Here is a 16,434-nt window from a genome sequence, read left to right as displayed (position 1 = left end):
GATTCAAGGGGGAATCCGTGCCGGCCCGTGCATCGCACCGGTCCGGCCGGACGGCCCGGATTCTGCCTCACCGACCGCACCCGCACCGGTGACGCCATGCAGAAAGATGTCGCTCACGACACCGGCCATGTCCTCGTAGGTCAAGGGCCCATCGGCCCGCAGCCACGTGAATGTCCAGTTGATCATCCCGAACAGGATCATCGCCAGCGGTACCCGCAGGGCCTCTCCATCCCACTTGGGATGCACACGTGCGATCGCCCGAGCAAAGGCTTCCACCACGGACCTCTGCTTGGCGGTGATCCGCGACCGTTCGTGCTCGTCCAGGAACTTCACGTCCTGGACGAGGACGCGATGCTGCGGTTGGGAATGCTCGTACTGCCGCATGAACCGCGCGATCAACTCGCGCAGATGTTCTTCCGGTTGGAGGGGCTGCACCGCCACCTCCGCGGCGATCGCAAGCAACGTATCGAGGTAGCTCTCGACGATGTCCAGCAGCAACGCCGGTTTGTCCCGGTAGTAGTGGTACAGCAACGCCTTCGACACCTCGCAGGCCTGCGCGATCTGCGACATCGAGGCGCTCGCGAAGCCCTTCTCCGCGAAGAGTCGCGCAGCCTCGACCCGGATGGTCGCACGCTGCTGCTCGAACGTGGAAGCGCGGGGCCTTGCCATGACCGCTACCGTTCGTCGTACGTCAGGACGACATGATCCGTGAGCGGGTGCGACTGGCACGTCAGCACGAAGCCGCGCGCCACATCCGCCGCGTCCAGACTGTAGTTCCGGTCCATTCTCACCTTGCCTTCCAGCACCTTGCCCTTGCAGGTGCAGCACATTCCCCCCTTGCACGAGAACGGCAGATCCAGACCGGCCCGCAACGCGGCCTCGAGAATGGAGGCGTCCGAGGGCTGAAAATCGATCTGGCGGCGCACCCCGTCCAGCTCGATCACGATGGCGGCCTGGGCGGCGTCCGCCGGCTCGCGCCTGTGCTGCTCGCCGCCCGACGGAACACCGAAGCGCTCCACGTGAATCCGGCCGGGATCGAGACCCAATCCGGCGAGCGCACTCTCCACCTCATCGATCATGCCTCCCGGTCCGCAGACGAATGCCTCGTCGATGGTGTCGACCGGAAGGAGCGTGGCGGCGAACGCCCCCACCTTCGCCGCATCGATCCTGCCGTTGAACAGTTCGATGTCCTGCAACTCCCGGCTGAACACCGTGTGGAGGACGAACCGTCCGAGATACCGATCCTTGAGATCCTCCAGTTCTTCCAGGAAGAGTGTCGTGGACGCCTGCCGGTTGCCGTACACCAGTGTGAACCGGCTGTGCGGTTCCCGCCGGAGGACCGTTCGCGCCACGGACAACACCGGCGTGATGCCGCTTCCGGCAGCGAACGCGACGTAGTGCTTCCCGTCGGAGGCCACATCCACGGGAAGAAACCGGCCTTCGGGCGGCAGTACGTCGACGGTCATGCCACGTTCGAACGCGCCACAGGCCCACGAAGAGAACCTTCCTCCGGGAACGTTGCGAATCGCCACGCACAGCTCCCCGTCGTCCAGGCCGGAACAGATCGAATAGCTGCGCCGCAATTCCTCTCCGTTGACCGTGGCGCGCAGGGACACGTGCTGTCCCTGCACGAACCGGAAGTCGCCCGCGAGGCTGGACGGTACTTCGAAACGCACACGGATGGCATCGCCGCATTCGCGGCGGACGTCAGCGATGGTCAAGGGATGAAAATGAAGCATGGCGGCTTCCGCAAGGAGGGGTCGCGACAAGAGACGCCGCGGATCGATTCGCAGACGGTCGTCCGGGGGGACGGACCCGGAGCCCGTCTCGGCGGTTCGGCCCGTGAGGGACGCACGCGCCACGGTCCGGGTTTCGTCCCGCCCGCGCGGACCACCCGGAAACCTGTGCACGTGCTTCTCTCAGGCGCGATCACAGCGGCTTCACGTACTCGAAGGGTTCGCGGCACTCGAGACACCGGTACAGTGCCTTGCACGCGGTCGCGCCGAAACGGGACAGCTCCTCGGTCCGCCGTGCCCCGCAGCGGGGGCATGCCGGCACGAAACGGATCGGCCGGGCTCCGCCTTCCGCGCACCGAGGCGGGGGAGCGATGCCGTGCCGGCGCAGCTTTTCCTTGGCGGCGTCGCCGAGCCAATCCGTGGTCCAGGCCGGCGACAACCGCGTCTCGACGGTAACCGTGGTCGCGCCAGCGGCAAGCAACGCCTCGCGAATGTTGCGCTCGATGACCTCCGTCGCCGGACAACCGGAATACGTGGGCGTGACCACGACCTCGAGGCCGCTCCCGGCGGATCGGATCTCGCGGACGATGCCGAGGTCGCACACGGAGAGCACCGGTACTTCGGGGTCCATGACCTCGTCCAGTACCCGCCACGCATCCGCGGTGCTCATCGGCTCGCCGGTCACCACGTTCCGCCGGGATAGGCACGCTGCAGGTGCTGCATGGGCGCCAGAAGGTGGCCGAGATGTTCGCTGTGCCTCCCGCACTTGCCGCGCGTGAGAAAGGGTGTCGCATCGGGCACCGACAGCATCGCCACATCCAGCACTCCGCGCACGTGAGCGGTCCAGCCCGCCTCGAGCGAGCCTGCTTCCGGGCCGATGCCTTCGCGAGCCACCGCCGAATCCACCACGTCGGGCTCGAAGAACTCCCTCGTGTAGGGCCACAGCATCTCCAGCGCCGATTGCATCCTTCCGTGGGATTCCGCAGTGCCGTCGCCAAGGCGGATCGTCCAGTCCGAGGCATGTTCCCGGTGATAGCGCACCTCCTTCAGGCTCTTCTCCGCGATGGCTGCGAGATCGCGATCGGTCGATGCGGTCAGGGCCGTCCACAAGTCATGCTGCCAGGCCGAAACGAAGAGGTTGCGCAACACGATGCGGCCAAAGTCGCCGTTGGGGAGTTCCACGAGCGTCACATTGCGGAAGTCATGTTCCGCCCGGAGGAACGCCAGCTGATCCTCGTCGCGTCCCCGGCCCTCGATGCGGCCCGCGTGGGACAAGAGGAGCCGTGCCTGTCCGATGAGATCCAGTGCGATGTTCGTGAGCGCAATGTCCTCCTCGATGATCGGACCGTGACCGCAGGTCTCGGCGAGACGCTGGCCGAGAATCAGCGAATTGTCGGCAATGCGCAGCAGGTATTCGAAATGGGGGGACATGGCGAAGGTCGTTGGCGCTGAGAAGTCCGGATGCGTTGCCGGACGCGTGGATGCATCGCGTCTTGCGGTACAGGGGCCCGGCACAGGCCTTACATGTGGTCCACTTCCCCGGGCAGTTCGTAGAAAGTGGGATGCCGGTAGATCTTGTCCGCTGCGGGATCGAACATCTCCGGCTTGGCGTCCGGATCCGACGCCACGATGTGGTCGGCGCGCACCACCCAGAGGCTCACCCCTTCGAGCCGGCGGGTGTACACGTCACGCGCCATCTGCAGCGCGAGCTTCGGGTCCGGAGCGTGCACGCTCCCGCAGTGCTTGTGGTCCAGCCCGTTCCGGCTGCGCACGAACACCTCCCACAAAGGCCATTCCTTCCTGTCCATGTTCTCCCTCGCATCAGGCGGCCGTCTGTCGCGCGGCCTGCTTGTCCGCGTAGGCCAGCGCCGCTTCGCGCACCCACGCACCGTCCTCCCACGCCTTCACCCGCTCGGCCAGCCGTTCGCGGTTGCACTGGCCATGACCGTTGACCACGTTCCAGAACTCCGCCCAGTCGATCCTGCCGAAATCATGATGTCCGCGCGCCTCGTTCCATTTCAGATCCGGATCGGGCAGTTCGACGCCCAGGACCTTCGCCTGCGGCACGGTGGCATCCACGAACTTCTGCCGCAGATCGTCGTTGGAGATGCGTTTGATGCCCCACCGCATGCTCTGACCCGTGTTGGGCGAATCGCTGTCGTGGGGCCCGAACATCATGAGCGACGGCCACCACCAGCGATTCACCGCATCCTGGACCATGGCGCGTTGCTCGTCCGTGCCTCGCATCATCGTCAGCAGCAGGTCGTAGCCCTGCCGCTGATGAAAGCTCTCTTCCTTGCAGATGCGGATCATGGCCCGCGCGTACGGCCCGTAGGAGCACCGGCACAGGGGAATCTGATTCATGATGGCCGCGCCGTCCACGAGCCAGCCGATCACGCCCACGTCGGCCCAGTTGAGCGTGGGGTAGTTGAAGATGGACGAGTACTTGGCCTTGCCCGCGTGCAGTGCATCGATGAGCGAATCGCGCGACACGCCGAGCGTCTCCGCAGCCGCATACAGATACAGACCGTGCCCGCCTTCGTCCTGGACCTTGGCGAGCAGGATCGCCTTGCGCTTGAGCGTGGGGGCCCGGGTGATCCAGTTGCCCTCGGGCAGCATGCCGACGATCTCCGAATGCGCGTGCTGGGAGATCTGCCGCACGAGGGTCTTGCGGTAGGCCTCGGGCATCCAGTCCTTCGCCTCGATGAACTCCTCACGGTCCAGTTTGCTTTCGAACTCCGCCAGATATCCGGCGTTGTCGGCCGCGGGACGGGAGGCCTCCGGCTCTTTTGGCGCAGGCAGATCGATGGCTTGGGTATACACGGTGCAGTCACTCCATTGGACGGCGATCGATCACACGCTTCGCCTTGCCCACGACGACGCGTTCGATCGCGAACGGCGCGGTCACTTCGACTTGGGCGCTCACGCCGATATGAGCCTTGATCTGATGCTGCAGAGAACGGCCGGCACTGTCCCGCTGGAACTCTCCGCGGTCGGCCTGCGGATCCAGCTCCACGCGCACCGTCAGGGCGTCCAGATGCCCTTCCTTGTCGAGCACGAGCTGATAGTGCGGCGCGAGCTGAGGCACGCGGCAGATGAGTTCCTCGATCTGCGACGGAAAGACGTTCACGCCACGGATGATCAGCATGTCGTCGCTGCGGCCCGTGATCTTGTCCATGCGGCGCATGGTCCGTGCCGTGGGAGGAAGCAGACGGGTGAGATCGCGCGTGCGGTAGCGGATGACCGGCAGCGCTTCCTTCGTGAGCGTCGTGAACACGAGTTCGCCCTGGCTGCCTTCCGGCAGGACCGCTCCCGTCGAGGGGTCGACGATCTCCGGATAGAAATGGTCTTCCCAGATCACCGGGCCATCCTTGGTCTCGATGCATTCGTTCGCCACGCCCGGCCCCATCACCTCCGACAGTCCGTAGATGTCCACGGCGTCGATGCCCGCGCGGCGCTCGATCGCTTCGCGCATCGGCTGCGTCCAGGGCTCCGCCCCGAAGATTCCGATGCGCAGCGAACAGGTCACCGGATCCAGCCCCTGGCGCTCCATCTCGTCGACGAGCGTCAACATGTAGGAGGGCGTGCACATGATGATGTCAGGCCGGAAATCGGCGATCAGCTGCACCTGCTTCTCTGTCTGCCCCCCGGACATGGGCACCACCGTGCAACCCAGCCGTTCGGCACCGTAGTGCGCCCCCAGGCCGCCGGTGAACAGCCCATAGCCGTATGCCACGTGCACGATGTCGCCGGGGCGGCCGCCGGAGGCCCGGATGGAACGCGCCATCAGGCCGGACCAATGGTCGATGTCCCGCTGGGTATACCCCACGACCGTGGGTTTGCCGGTCGTGCCGGAGGACGCGTGCACGCGCACCACGCGCTCGCGCGGCACGGCGAACATGCCGAAGGGGTAGTTCTCGCGCAGGTCCTGCTTGGACGTGAAGGGAAACCTGGCCAGGTCATCCAGCGACCGCAGATCGTCCGGGTGAACGCCGTGCGCCTCGAACTTGGCGCGATAGTGCGGCACGTTCTCGTACGCGTGGCGCACAGACCACTTGAGCCGTTGGAGCTGCAGCGCCTGCAGTTCGTCACGGCCGGCCCTCTCGATGGGCTCGAGACTGCGCGGATCCGGAAGCCGGGTGTTCATGCGTGGGGCCCCCTCATTCCGGCACCGTCTTGCGGTCCTTCATTCTGTGAGACCGGCCCCGCAGCACGGCCACGAGCACCCCGGCCTGATTGCGCACGGTCACGTCGTACACGCCGGTTCGCCCCGCCAGCGAGACCTCCTTCGCCTCCGCCGTCAGCACATCGTCGAGATTCGCGGGCGCCAGAAAATCCACGACGACTCCGGCCGCCACCGTAAGTTCGTTGTAGCTGTTGCACGCGAAGGCGAAGGCGGAATCCGCCAGTGTGGTGATGAACCCCCCGTGGCAGATCTTGAAGCCGTTCAGCATTTCCGGCCGCACCTTCATCTGCATGCGGCAGTAGCCGGGCGCCATGGCGTCGATGCGGATGCCCATCCCCTGCGAGGCGGCGTCCACTGCCATCATGCCGCGGCCCACGTGATCGGCGGTTTCCTGAGGGGTCATGTCCTGGCGTCTCAATCGTGGAAGGGAGAACCGCTCCAGCGGCGTCGCTGCAGCGCGGGCGAAACGCGGTACCGTTCTTCGCCATAGTGGGCCCGCAGATGATCCAGCACGATCGCCACGAAAGAAGGCGAAAGCCGGTCGGCCCACGCGAGCGGCCCGGCCGGATAGTTGGTCCCCAGGCGCATGGCGGTGTCGATGTCCTTCGCGGATGCGATGCCCTGGGTGAGCACGTCGGCAGCCTCGTTGATCAGCATGGACACGGTGCGCATCACGAGCAGACCGGCGATGTCGTCCACCCGGGTCACCGCACAGCCCGCCGCCTGCAGCGCACCGACGACTTCCTGATACTCCCAGCCGCCGCACTGATCGGCCCGCGCGATGCACAGGCGCTTCGTCCTGGCGTAGTCGAACGCGAGATCCAGCACGACAAAGTTGGGCGTGCCTTCGAACGTCCCCCGATGCGTCGCTGTCCGTCCATCGGTCACCGCCACCCGGGCGGCGCCGATGTGCAGCATGGGCTCGAGATGCATGACCCGGCGTACGTTCACACCCGCTGCAGACATCCGTTCGATCAGCGGTTCCAGCAGTCCCGCGTCCACGGGCGCGATCACGCTCTGCGGAGGCGGAAAGGAGGGCTCGGCCGGAGGCACAGGCGGCGTGGCAGTGTCTTCGTAGCGATAGAACCCCTGCCCCGTCTTGCGGCCGTGGCGGCCGCTGCGCACGAGCTCCTGCTGGATGAGAGACGGCGCGTAGCGGCGGTCCCAACCCAGCGCCTGGAAAGTGGACCCGGTCACCGCAAGGTTCACGTCCAGACCGATCAGGTCGATCAACTCACAGGGGCCCATGGGGAATCCGCCGCAGTCGCGCATGACCGCGTCCAGGGTCACCGGATCGGCCGCCTGTTCCGTGAGCGCACGCATGGCTTCGCCGTAGTAGGGACGCGCGACGCGGTTCACGATGAAGCCGGGCGTCGACTTGCAGCGCACGGGGGTCTTGCCCCAGGCCTGGGCCGTCGCCATGACCATCGCTGCAACGTCCCCATCCGTTTCCAATCCGTCGATCACCTCCACCAGGGCCATGCGCGGCACGGGGTTGAAGAAATGCATGCCGACAATGCGTCCGGGCTTCTTCGCACCCACCGCAAGATCGGTGATGGAGATGGACGATGTGTTGGAGGCGATGATGCATTCCGCGCTCACCAGCGATTCCAGCTGCGCGAACAGCGCGCGCTTGGCCTCGCGGTCCTCGACGATCGCCTCGACGACCATGCCGGCATCCGCGAGATCGGCGAGCGCGCCGGTCGTGCGCACCCGCGCCATGGCAGCGTCGGAGTCCTCCTGCGCCAGCTTGCCCTTCGATACCAGGAACGCGAGGTCCTTCGCGATGCCGGCCTTCGCCTTCTCCAGCGCCTGGGCCTGGGTGTCGAACAGCAGCACGGGATGTCCTGCACGCGCCGCGACATGGGCAATGCCGCTGCCCATGGTGCCGGCACCGATCACGGCGACTGTCGTTTGTGTGGAAAGCGGATGCGACACGGTCATTCCCCCATGAACACCGGAGGACGCCGTTCCATGAACGCGGTCACGCCTTCGCGGTAATCCTTCGTATATCCCAGCTCCCGCTGGCAGTCCCGTTCCATGTCCAGCTGGGCTTCGAGCCCCTGCCGCTCGGCCGCGTAGATCGCTTCCTTGGTCCGCGCGAACCCCCTGGTGGGGCCAGCGGCGAGTTGCTCGGCCATGGCACGAGCCGTCGGCATCAGCTGCGCATCGTCGACACAGCGCCAGATGAGCCCCCAGCGCTCCGCCTCTTCCGCCGGCAACTTGTCGCCGAACAGCGCAAGCCCAGCGCCCGCTGGCTGCCGAGGCTGCGTGCGAGGAAGTAGGTTCCGCCCGAATCCGGCACCAGCCCGAGGCGGCAGAACGCCTGCACGAAGCTCGCGGACCGCGCCGCCACCACGAGATCGCAGGCAAGCGCGAGATTGGCGCCTGCCCCCGCCGCCACGCCGTTGATGGCCCCGATGACGGGCTTGGGCAGGCTCCGCAGCCCCAGCACCAGCGGCTTGTAGTTGCGCTCGATGGATTCGCCGAGGTCGACGGCAGCCCCTCCCGGCGCGACCTTGCGGTCGCTGAGATCCTGGCCGGCACAGAAGCCACGTCCCGCGCCGGTGAGGACCACGGCGCGGACCGCACGGTCGTCGCGAATGCGCGCCAGGGCATCCCGAACCTCCTCGTGCATTGCGCCGGTGAAACTATTGAGCTTGTCGGGGCGGTTGAGCGTGACAGTGGCCACGCCTGCCGACACCTCGAACAGGATGTTCTGATAAGGCTCGTTCACAGGGACTCCTCTTGCCGGCCGGATTGATCGACCGGCCGGTCGATGAAAGGGTACGGGAAGCCCCCGGGGAAACGCAAGCGGCAGCGCCCCGGAGCGGGGTCTGTGGTGGGGCAGAACGGCGATCGAACGTCGCCCATTCATGCCTGGGCCTCGTTACACTTCGGTTCGATCCGCCGACGGCCCCGTTCACCTCCAACGCGACTCCCCCCCCCCCCCCCCCCCCCCCCCCCCCCCCCCCCCCCCCCCCCCCCCCCCCCCCCCCCCCCCCCCCCCCCCCCCCCCCCCCCCCCCCCCCCCCCCCCCCCCCCCCCCCCCCCCCCCCCTCCCCGCGGCCCCCCCCCCCCCCCCCCCCCCCCCCCCCCCCCCCCCCCCCCCCCCCCGGAGCCCGCCCCCCCCCCCCCGGGCCCCGCGCCCCCCCCCCCCCCCCCTCCCCCCCCCCCCCCCCCCCCCCCCCCCCCCCCCCCCGCCTCCCCGGGGGCGGGCCAGGGGGGGGGGGGCGAAGACCGTTGCTCCCGGGCGTGGTGTCGGTCTTCTTCCTCTTTCTCCCCGGGGCGGCCGCCGTTGCGTCGGGTGCGCACCCCGTTTTTCCCCGCCGCCTGCACGGGCCCCGTTCGCTGTTCGCCCCCCCGAGGTTCCTTCGGCGGGGGGGGTGGGTTGGTGGGGGCGTTGGGGGGAGGCGCGGTGGTAAACCTGAAATGGCTTCCGTCGGGCCGGAATGTTCCCCCCCTAATAAACGGACGGCGCCGTGGGCGGGGCTTCCCCGTTCCCCCCGGTAAAGTTCTGCCCCCCCGCCGTCTGCCGCTGAACGATCACGTTTCCGGCGGTGAAGCGGCCTTCCCACGTCGCCGTGTGATCCCCTCCGCCGGGGGGATCTTCATTTTACGCCAGTTCCCGGTTCGTGGTTGCCGGTCGGCGCCCCAATACGCTGGCCGCTCCGGGAGGTTGCCGGGGGGGCCGGGGGCGTTGCTCCGGGTTCCTTCGTGAGGCGCGTTCTGGGGGCGCCGGGAATACCGTCGGCTTGCCGGCGCGGGTCGCCCCCGTCCCGGCGAAGCGCTCGCGTTCGGGGGGGGCCGTCCCCCCCCCCCCGTTCTTGGCAAACCCCCCGCCCCGCCGGCCAATGCCCCGCTGAACACCGGCGCGCCTTTGTCGGGGTCGACGCGGGCCGCCCCCGAACAGGAACCCCCCCGCCGGCCCGCGGAGCGCGCGCGGGAACCCGCCGCGGGGGCGAGGCGCGAAACGGGCGGGCCCGCCTGGCCCTCCTCTACCGGGGAGGGCCGGCGGTGCCGGGCCGGCGCCGGCGCGCGCGGGCCGGGCGGCCCCCGGCCGGGGGGGGCCCCCCCCCCCGCCGGCCCGCGCCCCCGGGGCCCGCCCCGGCCCCCGGCCCCCCCGGCCCACCGGGCCCCCCCCCCCCCCCCAGGGGGGCAAAGGAGCGTTGCCGATCTGGACGGGGTCCCCCGATTCGACGACGGTCCTGGCTCCCCCCCAGCAAAATCCTGCAGATCCCCCCGCGCACCCCCCCCCCGACGGCGGGCCCCCGCCCGCCCCCCAGACCCGCGCGCCCCGGCCCCCCCCCCCCCACACCCCCGGGCCGCCCCCTGGCGCCGCCGTGGCGCGCCACCGGACAACCCCACCCCCCCCCCACCCCCCGCCGGCAGCCCCCTCCCCCCCGGCACACCACCGACCCCCGCCAACCCCCCCCCCCCCCCCCCCGCCGGCCGGAACACCCCCACCCCCCGAACAAACCAACCCCCCCCCCACCCCCGCGCAACCCCCCCCGGGCATCCGCCCCCCCCACCCGCCCCCACGGGACACCGACCCCCAACCCAACACCCCCCCCCCGCGCCCGCCCCCCCCCAACCCCCGCCCACCCCCCGCAAACCCCGGCCCCCCCCCCCCCCCCCCCCCCCGCCCCCGGCCCGGGGCCCACCCCCCCCCCCCCAAACCACCGAACCCACCCCCCCCCCCCCCCCCCGGGCGGGGCCCCCACGCCACCCCCCCCCACCGACAACCCCCGAAAAACAAAACCCCCCCCCCCCGCCCCCCACCCCCCCCCGCCGAGGCCCCCCCCCGCCGCCCCCAACCAGATGACCCCCCCGCCGGCCCGGCCCCCCCCCCCCGGGCGCCCCCGCCCCCCCCGCGAACCCCCCCCGCCCACCCCCCGCCCCCGCCCGCCCCGGCCCGCGCCCCCGGCCCCCCCCACACCCCCCCGCCCAGGAAAACGCCCCCGCCCCCCCGCCCGCCGCGCCGCCCGCCGAGACCCCCCCCCCCGCCAGAAGCCGCCCCCCCCCCCCACCGCCCCCCCAACCAACACCGCCCCCCCCCCCCCCGACGCCGCCCCCCCGGCGCCCCCCCCCCCACCCCCCCCGCCCCCCCCGCCACCCCCCCCCCCCCGGCGGCGGCGCGGGCCCCCCCCCCCGCGACGCCGGACCCCGCCGGCCCCCGCGGGGGGAAACCCGCCCCCCAGCCCCGGCCGCCCCCCCCCCCGCCCAGCCGGCGCCCCCCCCCCCCCGGGGCGGCCGCCGCCCCCCCCCGGGCCACAAGGGCCCGGGCCCGCCCGGCAGGGAGCGCCCCCCGAGCGGGCGGGAGCGCCGGCGACGGCGGCCCCGGGGCCCGGCGGCAGGCGGGAGGGCCCCGAGGCGGGCCCCCCGCGCAACGGGGCGGGGCGCGGGCGCCGCCGGGGCGCGGGGGCGGAAGACGGACCCCCCCGAAACACCCGGGGGCCGCGGCGGGGCGGGGGGCGCACCCCGGGCGACAACCCCGCGCCGCCCCCCCCCGGCGGGAGGCCCACCCCCCCGGGAACGGGGACGAACGCCCGCCGCCCCGCGCCCCCGGCCGGGGGGGGCGACAAGCCCCGGGAAGAACGGGCCCCCGGCACCCCAAAGCAGGAACGCCCCGGGCGGCAACGGGCCGCCCGGGCCCCCGCCCCGCCGGGGGGGCAAGACGCGGCCCACGGCGCCCCGCCGGCGACGAACCGCCCGGGCCCGGGCCGGCCCCCCCCGCAGAGGGGCCCGCGCCCCCGCCCCGCGGGGGGCCCGGGCGGGGGGGGCCGCGAAGCGAACCAGGAAACGAACCCCCCCCGCCCGCCGGGGGGGGCCGCCGAGGCGGGCCCGCCCGCCGGGGACCCGAGAAAGACGAGGGCGGCAGGGGCCCCCCCCCCGGGCGAGGGGCGGCGCCGGGCGCGACCAAGAAGCCCGGGGGGCGGGGGGCCAGACGGGCGCCCCCGGGCCGCCCACGAACCCGCCGCGCCCCGAACGCCCCCGGCGCGCCGGGGCCGGGCGGGGCCGCCGCGACCCCGGGCGGGAAGAGCGCCGCCGCCGGGGCCCGCCGCCCCGCCGAGAAACCGCGCCCCCCCCGCCGCAAGAGCCGACCGCACGAAAGCCCACCGAACCGGCGGGCCGCCCGCCGCCCGCCCCGCCCCCGGCGGGGCCGCCGAACCCCGCCCCGGCAACAGAACGGGCCCCCCCCCGGGGGGGGGGCGCCCGCGCGCGGGCCGGCCCCCCCCGGCGCCCGGGCGGCCCCCGCCCCCGGCCGGGGGCCGCCGGCCGAAAGACGGCGGCCCCGGGGGGGGCCGCGGGGGCCCCGCCGGCCCCGAAGGCGGGGGCCGCGCGGCGGCGGGGCCGGAGCCCGGGCGCCCCCCCCCCCCCCCCCCCCCCCCCCCCCCCCCCGGCCCCCCCCCCCCCCCCCCCCCCGCCCCATGCCCTGCTACGAAATCGACGGCGTCCGCCCGGTCGTCCACCCCACCGCCTACGTCCACCCCACCGCCGTTCTGATCGGCGACGTGATCGTCGGCCCCCGCTGCTACATCGGCCCGCTCGCGAGTCTTCGCGGCGATTTCGGCCGGCTGATCGTGGAGGAAGGCGCCAACGTGCAGGACACCTGCGTGATGCACGGCTTTCCAGGCACGGACACGGTGGTGGAGCCGGACGGCCACATCGGCCACGGCGCCGTGCTGCACGGCTGCCGCGTGGGCCGGAACGCCCTGGTGGGAATGAACGCCGTGGTGATGGACAACGCCGTGATCGGCGAATCGTCCATCGTCGCCGCTTGCGCCTTCATCAAGGCCGGCCTGGAGATCCCGCCCCGCTCACTGGTGGCCGGCGTGCCCGCCAAGATCGTCCGCCCGCTCACGGAGCAGGAGATCGCCTGGAAGGGCGAAGGCACCGAGACCTATCAGGAGCTCGCGCTGAGGAGCTTTGCGACCATGAAGGAAGTCGAACCGCACGCCGAGCCGGAAGCGGACCGGCCGCGCGTGAACGTCAAGGCGGCGTTGCCGCTGGTGGAGAGGAAGAAACAGTCGGGGCAGTAGAGGGGTCGGGACTTCAGCCGCCCAGCGTGAGGCCGGACCCGCGGAGGGAATCGATGCCACCCAGGGACTGGGGTGCGGTCGCAAAATCGGACGCCGCGAGGACTTCCCGAACCCGGTTCACGCTCGCGGACATCAGCACGTCGGAACCTCTGGCGTAGGCCAGCGCGATTCCTCCCCCGTAAGCACTCTGATCGACATCGTGGGCGCCGGCATCCAATAGAGAATGCAGCGATGCCCAGGCCGACGTAGCGTGCGTCGTGGCCCACCGATCGTATGCGTCGACGCCTGCCAGGAAGTCGACGAGAAGCACCGCTTCCTGGTCGGCTTCATCGTCTCCGCCTTCGAAGAATTGCAGCGCCATGAGCCGCGTGCGCTCGAAGTCGGAATACCAGTCCTGCAGCGTCACGCCTTCGCCTTCACCCAGGCCGAGTTCGAGATCGTCACCGTTTCGGCGCAACCGCACGTCGTCGTAGCGAATGCTGTCTCCGAGCGAAAGAACGGCCGTCGCCGTTCCGAGGAACGCCACACTATCGTGGCCGTCCCCGCCGTTGAACGCGATCACGTAGCGACCGTGGAGCAGAGAAATCGCGTCCTCGCCGGGACCGGCCGCGATGAAGTCGTTCTGCGTGCTCCCGAATATCCAGTCGTTCCCAGCACCACCCAGGATCAGGTTGTGACCCGGACCGCCGCGCAGGGCATCGTGCCCGCCACCACCGGAGAGGATGTCGTCGCCTTCCCCGCCCGAGAAATAATCTTCCTTTTCCTGTCCGGCAATGTAGTCGTCGCCGGCCTCGCCATCGGCGATCAACGAGTGGTCCGGGCCGTAGATGGTGTCGTCGCCTGTACCGGCACGAACGGCCTCCACGCCGGCCGGCACGACGATCAGATCGTCGCCCGGGGTCGGTGGCGTGAACACCGGAGCGAGCGACGACACGAGCAATGCCGGCGCGTCTTCGTCGGTGCTTGCGCGCACCAGGGAGAGGATCGACGTCTCGGCTCCACCGTCGTCTGCCTCCCGGCCCACGTCGGCGACGGCCAGTTCTCCCCCATACGCTCGGTCGGTCCATTCCGCAATCAGGTAATCGTCGCGGTGCGCGGAGAAGTCGAACGCCTCTTCACCCGGGAACAAGGTGTTCAGCGCTCGAGCACGGTCGATGGCCGCTCGAAGGTCGTAAACACGCACCCGGTCGCCGATGGTCTGAAGCCTTAGTTCGGAGGCAGTCGCCAAGGTCCCGGCACTCAGGGCGACCGTCGTTGCACCTGCGCTGACTTGGACATCGTCTCCCGAAACGTCCATACCGATCGCCATTCGGGCCGAGGCCCCGTCCAACGAGAGGGTCAGCGTCTCGGGCTCGAGATCGATCCGCTGATCTCCATCGGCCCCACCCAACCTGAGGAGGACATGCTTTGCGGTACCGGATACGTCGTTCTCTCCCGTGCCCGGCAGGATGACCGCGCTCGCGCCATTCAAGGTGAAGGCGTCGGCTCCTTCTCCGCCCGACATCAGAAAGAACCCCTGCTGCGCGGTCAGACGGTCGTCCCCCGCGCCACCTCGCATCACCCCACCCCCCTGGTCGAGCAGTCGATCCGCACCACCGCCGCCATCCATCCAGTCGATTCCGGGCCCTCCGTCCATCGTGTCCGGGAGTGATCCACCCACGACGACATCGTCGCCTTCCAGAGCCGCAAGGATGTTCTCGAGATCGAATGCGCCGAACAGGCGATCGTCGCCCGCCGTCGCCGCTCTCTCGAGCGCGCGGCGGCTCACCTCCGCCGCGGCCCAGCGCGCCGTGTTCTCGAAGACGAACGCGGGAACTGGGGAAGGCTGAACCCCATCGAACCAGTTCTGCACCGTGAGAAGCGCGCGTCCGTCGCGCAGTTCCACCTGCAGATCGCGGCCTCGGGCCACGACGTCCAGATCCCACGGGTCCAGGTCGCCGCCGAACCGGACCACCTCCGCATGTCCACGCTCGATCGTCCTGGGTTGCGACTCGGCAGAGACATCGATGCCCGGCATGGCGTCGTAGATGGCGCGGCGGATCTCCGAGACGCCGAGGTCGCTGCCGTCCGCGAATCGGAACCGTTCGAGTCCCGCGCCATATCCACCGACGAGGAACCAGTCGAAGACGAAACTCTGCAGGGGTCGTACAGGTCGACCGGAACGGTCCAGTCACCCGCCAGGATTTCCAGACTTCTTCCGTCGCCCCATGTCGCCCGCAGCACCTCCCAGATCGGTGCATCCGGATCGAACGGCCGTTCTCCTCCGTCGATGACGTAGGCTTCCTCCTCCGCAATACCCAGGGAAGCGGCCGACGCCATGCCGACGTCCCAGCGGATGTGGGCCGGCTCGATCGTTCCAGGAAACTCAAGAACGTCCTGCGCCACCAGCCCCGCTCCTGCAAGTAGCGCATCGTCTCGCGCGTACATGCGCCGCTCCACCGATTCGCCGGGGTGATGCTGGTCGAGCCAGATCTGCAGCAACGCGGCAGGGGTTGCTTCGCCGCCTCTCAGTTCGGCGCTCACGTCGGTGATCATGTCGTGTCCGGCATCTGCGTTTCTGAGCAGATACCGATCGGCCGAAGCGCCGCCATCCAAGCGATCGTTGCCAGGCCCGCCGACGAGAATGTCGCGTCCCGATGAACCGATCAATGCGTCATCGCCCGGACCGCCCAGCAGCGTGTCGTCGTAGCCCGTGCCGGAGAGCCGATCGTTGCCTTCGCCCCCGTTCACGAAAAATCCTTCAGGAGCATCGCCGCCCTCGACGAAGCTACTCCTTTCCGAAGACGGCCCGACGACGTCGTCACCGGCGCCTGCATCGACGATGGCGCGCGCCGAAAGAAGGAGGTGGTTGTTCTGCGCGCCCGCCGTGATCACCTCCACGCGTGTCGTGATCAGGGAGTTGAGCCTGGGAGTGGAAGTGCCATCCACCTCCTCCAGAAGAACATCGCGCTGATAGAGAACGTCATAGCTGACTTCGAACAGCGCTTGACCGGGCAAGGCAGCCTCGGGATCGGCAACGAACTGCCAGTCCGCGCCGATGACCGCGGCCTCTTGTGCTTCACCTGGATGCCGCAATACATCGGCAAAGTCGGTCCACTGCGCCGTCGACTCCGGACGTGCTCCGAAGGTGGCTGCTTCGGAGTTCACGGAGGTCTCGGCGAAATCCAGTTCGCGCCAGAAGCGCGACAACGAGGCCGGCTGATAGCCCGTCCAGGACTGACTTTCCGTCGACGAGCCGCCCATCCCCTTGCCCGAGATGTCGTACAGGTCACGACGGGATACAACGCGCGTTTCGACGGTGGAACCCAAGTAGGGCATCGAAACGTATCGGCCGTCTTGCTGCCTCTCCAGTCCTTCCACCACTGCGAGGCGATCCAGGGCATGGACGAGTCCCCAACGGAACTCGAGTTGCAGCGCCTCGTCGGAATCCCCGTCATGGCCTTCGACGAACCCGGACATCGCGACGGAA

11 protein-coding genes and 1 pseudogene are annotated in these 16,434 nt (G+C 70.3%); 1 reads left to right on the top strand and 11 read right to left on the bottom strand.

The annotated features are described in order from the left end of the window. Positions 1-3: 3 nt before the first annotated feature. The 10 genes and pseudogenes from IPK20_09570 to IPK20_09525 form a co-directional block, all read right to left on the bottom strand. Positions 4-669 carry a TetR family transcriptional regulator gene (locus IPK20_09570; GenBank protein MBK8016922.1) on the bottom strand — a complete coding sequence of 222 codons (666 nt, stop codon included), beginning with the start codon at positions 667-669 and terminating at the stop codon, positions 4-6. A 5-nt stretch (positions 670-674) separates the two neighbouring features. Beyond that, positions 675-1,739 carry a phenylacetate-CoA oxygenase/reductase subunit PaaK gene (paaK, locus tag IPK20_09565; GenBank protein ID MBK8016921.1) on the bottom strand — a complete coding sequence of 355 codons (1,065 nt, stop codon included), beginning with the start codon at positions 1,737-1,739 and terminating at the stop codon, positions 675-677. A 190-nt stretch (positions 1,740-1,929) separates the two neighbouring features. Next, positions 1,930-2,406 (bottom strand): phenylacetate-CoA oxygenase subunit PaaJ, encoded by a 477-nt coding sequence (paaJ, locus tag IPK20_09560; protein MBK8016920.1) that lies wholly within the window; start codon positions 2,404-2,406, stop codon positions 1,930-1,932. 11 nt (positions 2,407-2,417) lie between these two features. Then, a complete protein-coding gene (paaC, locus tag IPK20_09555; GenBank protein MBK8016919.1) occupies positions 2,418-3,167 on the bottom strand; it encodes a phenylacetate-CoA oxygenase subunit PaaC in 750 nt (249 codons plus the stop codon). 89 nt (positions 3,168-3,256) lie between these two features. Beyond that, a complete protein-coding gene (gene paaB, locus IPK20_09550; GenBank protein MBK8016918.1) occupies positions 3,257-3,544 on the bottom strand; it encodes a 1,2-phenylacetyl-CoA epoxidase subunit B in 288 nt (95 codons plus the stop codon). 13 nt (positions 3,545-3,557) lie between these two features. Further along, entirely contained in the window at positions 3,558-4,559 is a 1,002-nt protein-coding gene (paaA, locus tag IPK20_09545; GenBank protein MBK8016917.1) for a 1,2-phenylacetyl-CoA epoxidase subunit A, read from the bottom strand. Positions 4,560-4,566: 7 nt separating this feature from the next. Continuing rightward, positions 4,567-5,883 carry a phenylacetate--CoA ligase gene (paaF, locus tag IPK20_09540; protein MBK8016916.1) on the bottom strand — a complete coding sequence of 439 codons (1,317 nt, stop codon included), beginning with the start codon at positions 5,881-5,883 and terminating at the stop codon, positions 4,567-4,569. A 13-nt stretch (positions 5,884-5,896) separates the two neighbouring features. Then, on the bottom strand, positions 5,897-6,325 hold the full coding sequence (gene paaI / locus IPK20_09535) for a hydroxyphenylacetyl-CoA thioesterase PaaI (GenBank protein ID MBK8016915.1): 429 nt from the start codon (positions 6,323-6,325) through the stop codon (positions 5,897-5,899). A gap of 11 nt (positions 6,326-6,336) precedes the next feature. Continuing rightward, positions 6,337-7,866 carry a 3-hydroxyacyl-CoA dehydrogenase PaaC gene (gene paaC / locus IPK20_09530; protein MBK8016914.1) on the bottom strand — a complete coding sequence of 510 codons (1,530 nt, stop codon included), beginning with the start codon at positions 7,864-7,866 and terminating at the stop codon, positions 6,337-6,339. Continuing rightward, positions 7,863-8,800: pseudogene (locus IPK20_09525) on the bottom strand (2-(1,2-epoxy-1,2-dihydrophenyl)acetyl-CoA isomerase). Before IPK20_09525 ends, paaC (IPK20_09530) begins: the two are co-directional and overlap by 4 nt. Before the next feature lie 3,553 nt (positions 8,801-12,353). Between IPK20_09525 and paaY the strand changes: the two are divergent. After that, positions 12,354-12,965 carry a phenylacetic acid degradation protein PaaY gene (paaY, locus tag IPK20_09520; GenBank protein ID MBK8016913.1) on the top strand — a complete coding sequence of 204 codons (612 nt, stop codon included), beginning with the start codon at positions 12,354-12,356 and terminating at the stop codon, positions 12,963-12,965. Between the two features lie 13 nt (positions 12,966-12,978). On the opposite strand, the gene IPK20_09515 is transcribed toward paaY, so the two are convergent. Continuing rightward, complete coding sequence (locus tag IPK20_09515) at positions 12,979-14,874, bottom strand: hypothetical protein (GenBank protein MBK8016912.1); 1,896 nt, start codon at positions 14,872-14,874, stop codon at positions 12,979-12,981. Positions 14,875-16,434 lie beyond the last annotated feature (1,560 nt).

The organism is Betaproteobacteria bacterium, from assembly GCA_016713305.1.
Lineage (GTDB): Bacteria > Pseudomonadota > Gammaproteobacteria > Burkholderiales.
The sequence above is the reverse complement of the archived record's forward strand: the minus strand, read 5'-3'. Positions and strand labels throughout refer to the sequence as shown.